The sequence below is a fragment of the Ramlibacter sp. AN1133 genome (genome assembly GCF_037890035.1).
GTDB lineage: Bacteria > Pseudomonadota > Gammaproteobacteria > Burkholderiales > Burkholderiaceae_C > Ramlibacter.
Window position 1 is genome coordinate 128,661 of record NZ_JBBKTQ010000001.1, and the last position, 13,738, is coordinate 142,398.

Here is a 13,738-nt window from a genome sequence, read left to right on the forward strand (position 1 = left end):
CTCAGCGCGAGCCGCTGCTGTGGCGGTTGGCCAGCAGGGCGGCCTCGACCCGGCTGCGGACCTGCAGTTTCTGCAGGATGTTGGTGACGTAATGCTTGATCGTCTGCTCGGACAGGAAGATCTTCTCGCCGATCTGGCGGTTGGTGAAACCGTTGCCGATGAGCGCCAGGATCTCGCGCTCGCGCGAGGTCAGCTCCTGCAGCGGGTCGGGCGCCTTGCCCTGGGTGAGCGAGACCAGCATCTCGCCTGCGAGTGATTGGGACACGTAGACTTCTCCTGCCGCAGCTGCACGCACAACCCGTGCCAGCTCCTGCGCGGAGACGCCCTTGAGCACATAGGCCCGCGCGCCGGCCTTGAAGGCGGCCAGCAGGCGGTCCTTGTCGTCGGAGACCGTCAACATGACAATCGCGGTGGCGGGGCAGGCGATGCTCACCTTCTCCGCGGTCTGGATGCCGTTCCAGCCGGTCATGCTCACGTCCAGCAGCATCACCTGGGGCATCAGCGTGCGCGCGAGCTGCAGCGCCTGCTCGCCCGAGTCGGTTTCGCCGACCACCTGGAAGTCGGGCTCCTGCTGCAGGGCGGCCACCACGCCCTGCCGAAACAGCGGATGGTCGTCGACCACGACGATGGTGATACGGTCAGACATGCAATTCCTCCTCGTTGGTCGTCAGGGGCAGCGTGGCGCGCACCGTCGTGCCCTGCCCCGCCGCGGACTGGATGGTGAACGTCCCTCCCGCCACCTCCACCCTCTCGCGCATGCCGGCCAGGCCCAGGCGGCCATGGCGGCGGCTGTTGCCCGGCTGGAAGCCGGGGCCATCGTCCTTCACCTCGATCACCAGCGTCTCGTGGTCGCCGGTCACCCGCACGCGGGCATTCTTGCCCTGGGCGTGCCGGTACACGTTCGCCAGCGATTCCTGCAGCACGCGGCACAGCGTGATCTTCACGCGCATCGACGTGGGCACGTCGGGCACCGTGCAATCGAGCTGCACCTTCGAGGCGGTCTTGGTTTCGTAGTCGCGCACCGAGCGCGCCGCCAGTTCCGGCAGCGAGAGGTGGCGGATGTCCGGCAGTTGCAGGTCGGCGGAGATGGCGCGCAGGTCGTTCAGCGCGGACTGCACCGCCACGCGCACGGGCTCCAGGCCGGTCGCCGGGCACTTGGCGCTGCCGGCGGCGCTGCACTGCGGATCCACCGTCTTGAGCTGCATCAGCGCGAAGCCGAGGTCCTGGCCCGGGCCGTCGTGCAGGTCGGCCGACAGGCGCTGCAGGAAATTCTCGTTCAGCGCCGTGGCACGCTCCGCGGCGCGCTTGACGCGCTGGTGCAGCAGCGAGTTCTGCGCGTTCAGCGCCGTGAGCTGCGCGACCTTCTCGCTCAGGTCGCGCTGCTGGCGCACGATGGTCTCGCTGCCGCGGCGCACCACCGCGAACAGGGCGAGGTAGATCGTGAGCATGGTGGCCGCGAAGGTCATCCAGCTCTGGCGCTGGGCGGCGCCGGCCTCGCGGTCGACCTCCTCCGGGTGCTGGTAGAACTCCGCCACGGCGATCACCCTGCCCTGGCGGTCGGCGCGGATCGGCGTGTAGGTCTCGATCACGCGCGGCAGCGGCTGGCCATGCGTGCTGGTCTCCTTGCGCTCGGAAATCTCGGAGGAGATCTCGCCGCGCAGGGCGGCGATCAGGCCGTCTTCCAGTTCGAAACGCTTGCCGATCTGCCCCGGCTCGCTGCTGTAGACGACCATGCCGTCCGGGCGCCAGATCTTCAGGCCGGCAATGCGCTTGCCCAGCGCCGTGTCCTGCAGCAGCGCGGTGAGCGCGGCGCGGTCGCTTTCGGGCAGGTCGTCGGACCGCAGCAGGGCCTGCGCATGCGGCGCGATGAAGCTGTCGACGTAAAGGGCCGTGACGCCCCCCACCCGGTGCACGACACTGTCTTCCACCTGCTGGCCGATCCAGCGACCGATGAAGAGCGTCCCGGCGAGCAGGATCGGGAAGCTGAGGAGCATGAACTGCTGCGACAGCGACAGCCGAAAAAAGAAGGTCTTCATTTCCGCAAGGCGCACAAACACTTTGAAACAGGTGTCCCTGGGCGAATGTAGCAGCCCGACCGTATTTCGCAAGGCACCAAGGTGCCTTCGGCGGCGAACCGAGAGAGCCATGAAATCGCGCATCTCCTCCGTAGTGGGACATGGGTGGCATCCCTACGATGCAGTCCATGTCGAACCTCCTGCACGCCATCGCCGCCGAGAGCCCCGTCCCGGGCTCCTACCCCGCGGCCGCCGGCGTGTGCCCGTTCGCGCACCATCCCATGCAGGCCGCTGAACCCGACCAAGAGCCCTCCGAGGAGCCCCAGGTGCGGATCGAACCCCACGACCAGCTGTTCCTCCCGCTCAACAAGCGGGTGGTGGTGCAGTATGCGGCCGGAGGCGACGGCGCCCGCGAGCTGCACCTCTATTGCGGCCCCAAGGAAGTCATCTTCGACGAACCCGAGCTGTTCGGATTCGGGGAAACCCTTGCCAAGCACGCCAGCTTCATCGCCGGCAGCGCCGTCCAGTGGACGGTCGGCTACGACTGGCCGCGGGTGCGCGAGCTGCTGGAGCAGCTGGTCGTCGAAGGGGTGCTGCTGCACGGCGCCGAGGCCGGCGAAGGCCTGCCCACCGGCCCCGAAGGCAAGGACCAGCCCTCGCCCCTGCCGCCGGCACCGAGCGCGCGCGCCCGCACCTGGGACGAGTGCGAAGCGATCACCCGCGAGCTGACCGGCCGCGCGCTCGAGCCCGGCTACCTGGAACTGGTCGTCCCCGTCTTCCGCGTCGGCCACATCGCGCTGGACCAGGAAGGCCGCCAGGTCGGCGAGGCCAACGTCTTCCCGCGGCCCCTGCGCGTGGAGGTCCCGACCCGCTGGCGCACCTGCATCTATCCGGGCAGCCGCTACCTGGACGACAAGCCGATGAACGTGAGCGCGCTCAAGGCGATGCGCGCCCACTGGAACCAGGCGATGGCGTGCCTGCTGCGCATCCGCGAGGCCTACCTGCAGCGCTTCCCCGCGGCACGCGCCGGCATGACGGTGGGCGACCTGGAGCGCCTGTCCACGCTGGTGCTGGCCGTGGCCACCTACCCGCTGGTGAAGAAGGACGACCGCGTGCCCAACGGGCAACTCCACCCGGTACTGTCGGCGCTGTTCCGCGTGACGGACGGCCTGCGCATGACCACGCACCAGATGCTGTTCGTGCCGGTGTCCGAAGCGACGGTGTCGCCCGACACGCGCATCACGGCGGCCGAAATCCACCAGTACGCGGAGCGCAACTACTCCCTGCACTCCACGCAGGGCGTGTGCGCCGGGCCGACGGCGATGATCGACCAGTTCCTGCGCGTGGTCGTCGAAGGCGCGGAGCAGGCGCAATTCGGCAGCGTGCCGCTGGACGCACCGGTGCAGCGCGCGATGGACGACATGGGCTCCGCGTTCGACTACGGCCTGCTGGGACTGCAGGCGCACGCCGCGCTGTTCTCGCTCTGGCCGATCATGACCCGCACCTACGCGCGGCTCGCGCAGCTGGTGCAGGACTGGGTCGGCCCGCGCACCGAGACGCTCGAGCGGCTGGACACCTACCTGCGCGAGAAGATGGAAGTCCTGCGCAACGAGACCCATCACGCCACGGAGGAGTGGCGCCTCAATCGCGAGCGCGTGTACGCCGACATCTACGAGCAATGCGCCTTCGGCCTCGGCGACCCGGTGCGCCAGGCCCTGTCGGAGCGCATCTCGGGCCGCCTGACGGAGCAGCACCGCGCCACCACCGAGACGCTGCGCGCCAACCTGCAGCGCCACTTCGGCGGCGAGGGCACGGAAAGCAGCAGCGTCGACTGGCTGGTCGACACGCTCATGCACTTCTTCGTGCGCACGCAGCAGGCGCTCGCGCTGGCCACCGAGACGCAGCAACGCATCAACACGCTGCTCGGACGCCAGCAGCCGCAGCGGCCCTTCAGCGCCACCGACGTGGACATCCACGTGCTGCTGCAGGCCGACGAGGCGCGGCGGCTGCCGCACCTGCTCGACGAACTCGAACGCCTGCTCGGATTCCGGGTGGCGATCACCGCCGACACGCTGGAGATCAGCAATGAATTCCCGGCCTGAGTCGCATCCGACGCGGGCCGCCAAAGGATTGCCGGCATAGGGCCGGCAATTGCAGAGTGCCTCGAAGCACGCCATCCCCCCCTCGACTGGAGTAGCCCCATGAAGATCAAGTCCAACATCCGCGCCGGCAAGAGCATCAACAACACCGTGGCGTCGTACGTCAAGCCGGTCAATCGCTGCGCCGGCATCTGAGGCCTGCGAAGTCCCCGCGGAGGGCGGATGGCCGGAAGGCCGTCCGCCCTTTCTTCATGGCTCCCGGGGGGCCGGCCGCGCGCGCCGGGTGTGGCCTGGGACTTGCATCGTTCTTAGCACTTAAGAATTGCCGGCATGGGGCCGGTAATGCCAAAGTGCCTCGAAGCACGCAACTTCCCCTCGACAGGAGCTATCCATGAAGATCAAGACCAACGTTCGCGCCGGAGCCGGCAGGAAAAGCAGCATCAACAACACCGTCGCGTCCTTCGTGTCGCCGGTGAACCGCTGCGCGGGCCTGTAACAGGGCACGGTCGACCCGATGGGGCGGATGCCGGCCGGTGTCCGCCCCATCTTTCCTGGCGGTGGGTTTTCCCCGCACCTGGGGGGTCGCTGGGGGCCCACACCCAGCCAGCCCCCACTTGCCCCGGCGCGCGGGGCCCTTCCGTGCAATACGTCGCACCCGGCCCTGGGCCCGGGTCTTGCATTCCTGTCCTTGATTGCCGGGCATAAGGCCGGCGACCCGTGCGCCACAGCACGTACCGATCCCCACGACAGGAGCACCCCATGAAGATCAAGTCCAACCTCCGCGCCGGCAAGGGCGGCAGCAAGAGCATCAACAACACCGTGTCGTCGTACGTGTCGCCGGTGAGCCGTTGCGCGGGAGTCTGACGTCAGGCAGGCTCTCGCGGGGGCGGATGGCTCACCGGCATCCGCCCCCGAATTCTTCCCGGGCCCCTCGTTTTCCCCATGACCCCGGTACGCTCCCCTGACCGGCTGCGCTTCGCCCTGTTGCCCTTCGTGCTGGCGCTGGGTGCCTGCGCCTCCGCGCCCACGGGCGCCCCCTCCTCCATTGCCGTGCCCACCGCGTTCCGCCACGCGGCGCCCGTGGCGCCGGCGGCCGGCAGCGCGCAGGAGTGGTGGCAGGTCTTCCGGGATTCCGAACTGGACCGCATCGAGGAGCAGGCGGCCAGCGGCAATACCAGCGTCCAGTCCGCCGCGGCGCGGCTCGCCCGCGCGCGGGCCCTGGTGCACAACGCGCAGGCCCAGCGCGCTCCCCAGCTCGGTGTGCGCGCCGGCATCAGCCGCCAGGGCGGTCCCATCATCAACGCCGCGGGCACCGAAGGCACGCTGGTCACGGCGCTCGCCGATCTCTCCTGGGAGGCCGACGTGTTCGGCCGGCTGCAGCAGGGCGTGGACGCCGCGGCCCTCGACGCCCAGTCGCAGGAAGCCTTGCTGCGCGACGCGCGCCTGCTGGTGCAGGCCAATGTCGCCCAGACCTATTTCGAACTGCGCGCGCTCGATGCGGAGCGCGCGCTGGTGGACGCGGCGGCGAATGCCTGGCGGGAGACGGTGACGATCACCGGCCAGCGGCTGCGTTCCGGTTCCGTCGCCGAACTGGAGTACGTGCGCGCGCAGGCCGAACTGGCCGCGATCGAATCGGAAGGCCAGGCGCTGCAGCGCCGGCGCGCGCAGCTCGAACACGCGCTGGCGCTGCTGGCGGGCGTGGCCGCGTCCAGCTTCGAGCTGCCGCCGCAGGGCCTGGAGGCGGCGCTGCCCGCCATCCCCGCCGGCGTGCCGGCCACCGTGCTGACGCGCCGGCCGGACATCCTGGCGGCCCAGCGCACCGTGCAGGCGGCGCAGGCGCGCGTCGGCCTGGCGCGCACCGCCTGGTTCCCGAGCCTGACGCTGACGGCCTCGGGAGGATCGGCATCGCCGGACCTGGGACAGCTGCTGCAGGCTTCCACCCGCGCGTGGAGCCTCGCGGCCCTCGTCGGCGGCGTGCTCTTCGACGGCGGCCGGCGCGAGGCCGGCATCCAGCTGGCCGATGCCGATCTGGAAGCCGCCGCGGCCGGCTACCGCGAGCAGATCCTGACCGCCCTGCGCGAAGTGGAAGACCAGCTTGCCGCGGTGCAGCTGCTCGCCGCGCAATCGCGCACTGCCTCGACCGCCGTCGATCTCGGGCGCCGGGCGACGGTGCTGGCGGAGTCCCGCTATCGCAGCGGGCTGGCCAGCCAGCTCGACGTGCTGGATGCGCGCCGCACCGAACTGCGCAACCAGCGCGACGCCCTGCAGGTGCGATCGGCGCAGTACCAGGCCACCGTCCGCCTCATCCGTGCGCTCGGCGGCGGCTGGGAAGTCGCCTCCAATCCCTGAAAATCCCGGGAATCCGCGCGGCATTGCCACTAAAGTGGCACAGGTCGTGCTCTGCATCTGCATACGACCATGCATGCCAAGGAATGACGTGTCTCGGGGATCGGTTCTCATCGTGGAAGACGAGCACCTGCTGGGGAACAACCTGCAGGAGTACCTGCGCCGCCGCGGCTGGCAGGCGGTGCTCGCCCGCAGCGGAGAGGACGCCCTGCAGGCCTTCGAGCAAAGCCGGCCCTGCGTGGTCCTGATGGACTACGAGCTGCCGGGCATGGACGGCTTCCAGACCCTCGGCGCCATCCGGGCGAAGCACAACTGCTGCGGCTGCATCCTCATGACGGCGCACACCGGCGAGATCGTGGTCAAGCAGGCGCGCGAGCACCACATCGCCCAGGTGCTGTACAAGCCCTTCGCGCTCTCCGAGATGGAGCAGTGGCTGCTCGCCGAATCCGTCCGCTGCGACTGCGGCACCCACGACCGATAGCAGCGCGAAGAGCCCCGCACCGGGCCGGCCCCGGGTGGGGACTTCCCCCCGATTCCCCGGGTTTTCCCCGCAGTCCGCCCCCCAACGCAGGCCAGCCCCCGCATGGCTGCATGCGCCGCGACGGCTGAGCAGCTTCGGTCCTTTGTAAACCGCAGAGCTCGCGGCGGCGATCGCCGGGTCAATTTCCCCACCCCCGGGGTTCCCCCCACCCCCACGGCACCTTCGTCCCGCCCATCGTGCGCCGATCGGGCCACTTTTCGCCTGCCGTGTAGCAGCTGTTTCTCGATGTATCCGCGTTGGCACGGTTGATGCGACACATCTGTTGCAGGAGACCAGGACGCGTTGCGAAATGCAACGCCGAAGAAAACCCACCTTCAGGAGCGCATCAACATGAAAGCAAGCATCGGGAAAGGGCGGCACAAAGCCACCGCCGCCAGGAAGCCCTGGTTCGTTCTGACGGCCGTCTGCGCGGCCGCGATCGGCACCTTCAGCCTCAACACCAGCATGGCGACGGGCCTGGACCCCTTCGGCGACCCGCCGATGACCGACCCCTCGCACGGCACCGAGCAGCCGGCGGACCCCACCCAGGCGCTGCAGGACCTGCTGAGCCAGCCGGAAGCCAACGAAGGGTCGATGGAGATCCCCGGCGGCCTGTTCCTGCACAAGCAGGAGCTGTCGGCGGAGAACGTGATCCAGCGCGACGACCTGTACTCGTACAACTATCCCACCAACGGCCTGCCCAGCCCCATGTTCGGCGCCCAGCCGTTCACGCAGAAGCTGCTGATGTTCGAAGAGTTCGGTCCCGAGAAGCTGGATGCGAACGTGGAAGCCGGCACGGCGCCCTTCCCCCGTCCGAAGGCCGGCACGGGCCCGGAACTGGATCCCGAGGTCTCCCGCAGCACCGCCGACCGCCTCGAGCTCGACGCCTTCCTGCGCCAGGCCGGCATCTCCCCCTTCCCGCAGCGCGAGTCCAACACCTCGCTGCAGAACCCCTGGAAGCCGGACGTCGAGCAGTTCCTCGGCCGCTTCCTGACCGACCCGCCGGCCGAAGGCCGTCCGCCGGGGGAAGGCTGGGCCCACCAGCGCTGGAACGAGTTCTACCCGCAGTCCTTCTTCAAGACCGTGCAGGCGCCCTCCCGCGTCAACACCGGCCTGCGTGACAGCAAGCAGCTGCACCGCTACCAGGTGGGCGAGTTCGGACCCGGCGGCCTGTACCACAACACCGCCGACAACAGCAATCCGGGGCTCAACGGCACGACCAACGGGATCGCGATCAAGATCCACCCGAACATGCCGGTGCAGGAAAAGCACTCCATCTGGACCTTCGACGGCACGCTGCCCCCGAAGCTGCTGATGGCGCGCTACGGCCAGCCGATGCTGATGCGCCACTACAACGCGCTGCCGATCGACCCCGCCGCCAACCGCGGTTTCGGTCTGCACACGATCTCGACGCACGAGCACAACGGCCACTCGCCCGCGGAAAGCGACGGCTTCGCCAACGCCTTCTTCTTCCCCGGCCAGTTCTACGACTACCGCTGGCCCCTGCAGCTCGCCGGCTACGACTCGATCAACACCTCGGCCACCGACCCGCGCGCTTCCTTCCCCTGCGCCGACGGTGAAACCCTGTGGGTGAACGACGCCAACCCCGGGCTGAAGACCTGCCAGAACGGCAAGATCAACATCCGCGGCGACTGGCGCGAGACGATGTCCACGCACTGGTTCCACGACCACATGCTCGATTTCACGGCCCAGAACGTCTACAAGGGCAACGCCGTGATGATGAACTACTACTCGGGCCTGGACCGCGGCAACGAGGCGATCAACGACGGCGTCAACCTGCGCCTGCCTTCGGGCCAGAACCTGCCCTGGGGCAACCGCGACTACGACGTCAACCTGGTGATCGGCGACAAGGCCTGGGACCAGACCGGCCAGCTGTGGTTCAACCCCTTCAACAAGGACGGCTTCATCGGCGACCGCCTGCTGGTGAACTGGCAGTACGCCCCGGTGCTCGACGTGCGGGCCCGCAAGTACCGCTTCCGGATCCTGAACGGCTCGGTGTCCCGCTACCTGGCGCTCGCCCTCGTGGCGGAAGTCAAGGGCAGCTCCGGCGAATACGGCGGCCCGGCCGGCTCCGGCGTGTCCTACAACCGCGTGCCGTTCCACATGGTCGCCAACGACGGCAACATCCTGGAGCATGCGGTCCCCTTCGACGGTTCCATGGACCTCGACGGCAACGGCAACAAGAACGAGCACAAGGGCTCGCTGCCGACCCAGGCGATCGCGGAGCGCTACGACATCGTCGTGGACTTCTCCAAGTTCGCCGCCGGTACCAAGCTGTACTTCGTCAACACGATGCACCACGACACGGGCATCGTCGCCAAGTACAAGGTCTCGCTGGCCGACATCCTGTCGGAGAAGTACAAGGCGGTGCTCACCCCGGGCAAGGAAAGCTGGGACAAGGGCGACCCCACCGTCGGCAAGTTCATGCAGGTGGTCGTGAAGCCCTACACCGGCACCGACCTGAGCATGAACCCGGGCGACTACGAACCCGTCGCGTCCGGCAAGGGCCTGCACAAGAAGATGATCCCGCTCTGGCTGGATCGCAACGACCCGGCCCAGATGGCCGCGCTGCAGAACGCCCGCTACCGCACCTTCGACTTCGGTCGCTCGAGCGGCACGGACGTGAACCCCTGGACCGTGAAGGCCGACGGCGGCGTGTCGTACACCGCGGATCCGCGCCGCATCAGCGCCGCCCCGCAGCTGAACACCGGCCCGACGGACGCCGGCGCCTCCAGCGACGGCACCACGGAAGTCTGGCGCATCACCTCCGGCGGCGGCTGGAGCCACCCGGTGCACGTGCACTTCGAGGAAGGGATCATCCTGGACCGCAACGGCAAGGCGCCGCCGGAATGGGAGAAGTGGTCCCGCAAGGACGTGTACCGCGTCGGCGGCGACCCGGAGAGCGGCGGTTCCCTGACCCTCGCGATCAAGTTCCGCGAATTCGCCGGCACCTACGTGGAGCACTGCCACAACACCCAGCACGAGGACAACGCGATGCTGCTGCGGTGGGACATCGAGCGTCCCGGCCAGTTCCTGGTCATGCCCACGCCGCTGCCGACGTGGGACGGTGTGGAGTACGCGCCTTCGGTCGGCATCCCGACCTTCCGCACGGGCTCCGGCACCCTGGCCAACCACTGAGCTGAGTGAGTAGGCGGGCGGGTGGAGGTGCACCGGCATCCCCACCCGCCCTTCAAGTTGGAGCGGTTCTTGCTGTACCCCGGTGCATAAACAGAGAGAGGAAAACTTCCCATGCTTCCCGTCACACTTCGCGATCTCCTCCGGACCCTGGCCTTCCTCGTGGTGCTCACCGGCATCTGGTGGAACGGCCCCGCCCGCGCAGCCAACAGCGCGCCGGCCAGCCCCTGGGGCGCCAGCTACTTCTCGAACGTGCCGCTCGTCACCCACGACAACAAGCCGGTGCGATTCTTCGACGACTTGATCAAGGGCAAGGTCGTCGTCATCAACTTCATCTTTACTGGCTGCTCCGCCGCGTGCGGCATGGAGACCGCCCGCCTGCGCCAGGTGCAGGACCTGCTCGGTGACCGCGTCGGCAAGGACGTTTTCTTCTACTCGATCTCGATCGACCCCGAAAACGACACGCCGGAGGCGCTCAGGGCCTATATGTCGAAGTTCAACGTCGCCCCCGGCTGGACCTTCCTGACCGGCAAGCAGAAGGACATCGACCTGCTGCGCGCCCGCCTCGGTCTTTACATGCCCCCGGTCGACAAGGCCACCGGCCAGATCGACCACGACCTGGCCGTGATCATCGGCAACCAGACAACCGGACGTTGGCAGAAAGCGTCCCCCATGGAAAATCCCGAGGTCCTGGCCACGCAGGTGGGCAGCTGGCTGAGCAACTGGAAGGCCAAGCCCTCCGTGGCGAACCCGAAATACGAAAATGCACCGGTGCGGCTGCCGACGCTGTCCAAGGGCGAGGAACTGTTCCGCACGCGCTGCGTCACATGCCATACCGTCGGCCAGCCGGGCACGGAAACCGCAAAATCGATCGGCCCGGACCTGACGCACGTCACCCGCGTCCGCCCGCGTGGCTGGCTGGTGCGGTGGATGAAGGAGCCGGACGCCGTCCTGGCAGCGAAAGACCCGATTGCCATCGGCTTGTATGAAAAGTACAACAAGCTGGCGATGCCGAACCTGAAGCTGTCGGAGGCGGACATCGAGGCGGTACTGTCGTTCCTGGAACAGGGAAGCGCCGCCTTCCAGGCGAACCAGGCCAAGAAGTAAGTCGAGGAGGACAAAATCGGTACCCCACTGCTCCACGCGCTGCCGGAGACGGGCGGCGTCGCGCCCGGCCTGCTGAAGGCCGCCCGCGAGCGTGCCGCCGCCTCCGGGCGCCGGGTGATCGCCGAACTCGAGGACCTGATGGGGACCGACCCCGCCGCGTTCCTCCAGGCGGTGGCCACCACCCTCCACTACCCATGGCTGGCGAGCTCCCTGCTGTTCGCGAGCACGCCCGACTTCAGCACCATCCCGCTGACGAAGGCGCTGCAGCGCGAATGCGCGGTCGTCCAGCTGGCCACGGGAGAGACGGTCGGCGTCTTCGCCGACCCGTTCGACACCGCGCTGCTGGCGTGGCTCGATGCCCGCCTCGGTGGCGCCCCGCTGTACCTGGCGCATCCCGAGGACCTGGCCGCCCTGCTGGCGCGGCACGAGGAAAACTTCCGCGCGGTGCAGAGCGTCCACACCGGCAGCGATGTCGACGCGCGCGCCGGCGAGGCGGTGGAAGACCTCTCGCTGGTGCGCATCGACGAGGATGCCAGCGTCGTCATCAAGCTGGTCAACTCCACGCTGTACGACGCGCTCAAGGCCCACGCGAGCGACATCCACCTGGAAAGCACCGACACCGGCCTGGCGATCAAGTACCGCGTCGACGGCGTGCTCACCTCGATCAGCCGCGTGCAGGGCGTCGAGATGGCCGAACAGGTCGTCTCGCGCATCAAGGTGATGGCCGAACTCGACATCGCCGAGCGCCGCGTGCCGCAGGACGGCCGCTTCAAGGTCGGCATCCAGGGCCGGCCGGTGGACTTCCGCGTCTCGATCATGCCCAGCGTGTTCGGCGAGGACGCCGTGCTGCGGATCCTGGACAAGAAGGACCTCGCGGACTCCGCCCAGGGCGTGCGCCTGTCCTCCCTCGGCTTCGAGGAGCAGGACATCAAGGTGATGCGCAAGCTGGCCCGCGAGCCCTACGGCATGGTGCTGGTGACCGGCCCGACCGGCTCCGGCAAGACGACCACCCTGTACGCGATGATCTCCGAGATCAACAACGGCCAGGACAAGATCGTCACCATCGAGGACCCGGTCGAATACCAGCTGCCCGGCGTGCTGCAGATCCCGGTCAACGAGAAGAAGGGCCTGACCTTCGCCCGCGGCCTGCGCTCGATCCTGCGCCACGACCCGGACAAGATCATGGTGGGCGAGATCCGCGACGCCGAGACCGCGCAGATCGCGGTGCAGTCCGCGCTGACCGGCCACCTGGTGTTCACGACCATCCACGCCAACAACGTGTTCGACGTCATCGGGCGCCTGAACCAGATGAACGTGGACACGTACAGCGTGGTGTCGGCCCTGAACGGCATCTTCGCGCAGCGCCTGCTGCGCCAGGTGTGTTCGAGCTGCGCCGCGCCCGTCAAGCCCGGCATCGCCGAACTCGTGGAATCGGGGATCGATCCCGAGGCCGCGAAGGACTATCAATTCGTCGTGGGCAAGGGCTGCGGCCGCTGCCGCGGCACCGGTTACCGCGGCCGCACCGCCATCGCCGAGATCCTGCTGTTCGACGACGAGCTGCGCCAGCTGATCATCGACCGGCAGCCGATCGCGCGCATCAAGGAGGCGGCCCGCAAGCGGGGCCTGCGCTTCCTGCGCGAGTCGGCGGTGGCACTGGTCGCGTCGGGCCGCACGACCCTGCAGGAGATCAATCGTGTCACGTTTGTTGGGTGAGCGCTTCACCGCGGTGGTGGGGCCGGATCGCGTGGTGCTGGCGCGGCGCGCCGGCTGGCGCCGTCCGCCCCAGCTCCACGCGCAGGCCGAGTGCGCGGCGCCGACCGCCAGGGCGGCGCTCGCGGCCCTCGCCGAATTGCTGGCGCGCCCCGAGATCGGCCGCGGCGACCTCACGATCGTGCTGTCCAACCATTTCGTGCAGTACGTGCTGCTGCCGTGGCGCGCCGAGGTCAACGGGCCGGCGGAGCTGGCCGCGTACGCGGGCATCCTGTTCGACGAGACCTTCGGCAACGAGGCCGGCGGCCGCGAGATCCTGATCGGCCGCGAGCGCGCAGGCAGCGCGCGCATCGCCGCCGGCATCGACGCGACGCTGCTGCACGGCCTGCGCAACGCGGTCGGCGCATCGAAGCTCAAGCTCGTGTCGGTGCAGCCTTACCTGTCGGCGGCGTTCGACCGCGTGCGCCGCAAGGTCGGCTCGCGCGACTTCATGTTCGTGCTGGCCGAGCCGGCGCGCAGCTGCGTGCTGGTCGCCACCGGCGGCCGCTGGCGCAGCCTGCGCAACACCGGCACGGGCGCGCAGCCGCACGAACTCGCCCACCTCATCGAGCGGGAAGCGCAGCTCGCCGGCTTGGCCGACGAAGGCATGCCGCCCGTGTTCGTGCACGTGCCGGGCAACGACGCGCTCAAGGTGCCGCCCTGCCAGGGCGTCACGCCGCGGACGGTCGGCCTGCCGCACGGCGCCACGGATCCCCTGCTCGCCATGGCCCTCACGGTGAACTGAG

General features: G+C 68.8%; 9 protein-coding genes. 7 read left to right on the forward strand and 2 right to left on the reverse strand.

Going from position 1 to position 13,738, the window contains the following annotated elements; genetic code table 11:
* Position 1: 1 nt before the first annotated feature.
* Both WG923_RS00605 and WG923_RS00610 read right to left on the reverse strand, forming a co-directional pair.
* Positions 2-646: a response regulator transcription factor gene (locus WG923_RS00605; RefSeq protein WP_340348974.1), complete on the reverse strand. Its 645-nt coding sequence runs from the start codon at positions 644-646 to the stop codon at positions 2-4.
* A complete protein-coding gene (locus WG923_RS00610) occupies positions 639-2,036 on the reverse strand; it encodes a sensor histidine kinase (RefSeq protein WP_340348975.1) in 1,398 nt (465 codons plus the stop codon). The genes WG923_RS00605 and WG923_RS00610 overlap by 8 nt, the downstream gene beginning before the upstream one ends.
* Before the next feature lie 167 nt (positions 2,037-2,203).
* Between WG923_RS00610 and WG923_RS00615 the strand changes: the two genes are divergently transcribed.
* From WG923_RS00615 to WG923_RS00645, 7 genes are all read left to right on the forward strand, one after another.
* Entirely contained in the window at positions 2,204-4,117 is a 1,914-nt protein-coding gene (locus tag WG923_RS00615) for a hypothetical protein (RefSeq protein ID WP_340348976.1), read from the forward strand.
* Positions 4,118-5,056: 939 nt separating this feature from the next.
* The gene (locus tag WG923_RS00620; RefSeq protein ID WP_340348977.1) at positions 5,057-6,463 is read left to right on the forward strand and encodes an efflux transporter outer membrane subunit; all 1,407 of its coding nucleotides are present in this window, start codon (positions 5,057-5,059) and stop codon (positions 6,461-6,463) included.
* A gap of 112 nt (positions 6,464-6,575) precedes the next feature.
* Positions 6,576-6,941 (forward strand): response regulator, encoded by a 366-nt coding sequence (locus WG923_RS00625; protein WP_340348978.1) that lies wholly within the window; start codon positions 6,576-6,578, stop codon positions 6,939-6,941.
* 390 nt (positions 6,942-7,331) lie between these two features.
* Positions 7,332-10,139, forward strand: a complete 2,808-nt coding sequence (locus WG923_RS00630) for a multicopper oxidase domain-containing protein (RefSeq protein ID WP_340348979.1) — start codon at positions 7,332-7,334, stop codon at positions 10,137-10,139.
* A 111-nt stretch (positions 10,140-10,250) separates the two neighbouring features.
* Entirely contained in the window at positions 10,251-11,243 is a 993-nt protein-coding gene (locus tag WG923_RS00635; RefSeq protein ID WP_340348980.1) for an SCO family protein, read from the forward strand.
* Between the two features lie 117 nt (positions 11,244-11,360).
* Entirely contained in the window at positions 11,361-12,956 is a 1,596-nt protein-coding gene (locus tag WG923_RS00640) for a GspE/PulE family protein (RefSeq protein WP_445322884.1), read from the forward strand.
* Complete coding sequence (locus tag WG923_RS00645; protein ID WP_340348981.1) at positions 12,937-13,737, forward strand: hypothetical protein; 801 nt, start codon at positions 12,937-12,939, stop codon at positions 13,735-13,737. The genes WG923_RS00640 and WG923_RS00645 overlap by 20 nt, the downstream gene beginning before the upstream one ends.
* Position 13,738 lies beyond the last annotated feature (1 nt).

Bases quoted from the DNA above. Each gene is read 5' to 3' on its own strand.
- WG923_RS00605 (WP_340348974.1), bottom strand. From the start codon at position 646: ATGTCTGACCGTATCACCATCGTCGTGGTCGACGACCATCCGCTGTTT.
- WG923_RS00610 (WP_340348975.1), bottom strand. From the start codon at position 2,036: ATGAAGACCTTCTTTTTTCGGCTGTCGCTGTCGCAGCAGTTCATGCTC.
- WG923_RS00615 (WP_340348976.1), top strand. From the start codon at position 2,204: ATGTCGAACCTCCTGCACGCCATCGCCGCCGAGAGCCCCGTCCCGGGC.
- WG923_RS00620 (WP_340348977.1), top strand. From the start codon at position 5,057: ATGACCCCGGTACGCTCCCCTGACCGGCTGCGCTTCGCCCTGTTGCCC.
- WG923_RS00630 (WP_340348979.1), top strand. From the start codon at position 7,332: ATGAAAGCAAGCATCGGGAAAGGGCGGCACAAAGCCACCGCCGCCAGG.
- WG923_RS00635 (WP_340348980.1), top strand. From the start codon at position 10,251: ATGCTTCCCGTCACACTTCGCGATCTCCTCCGGACCCTGGCCTTCCTC.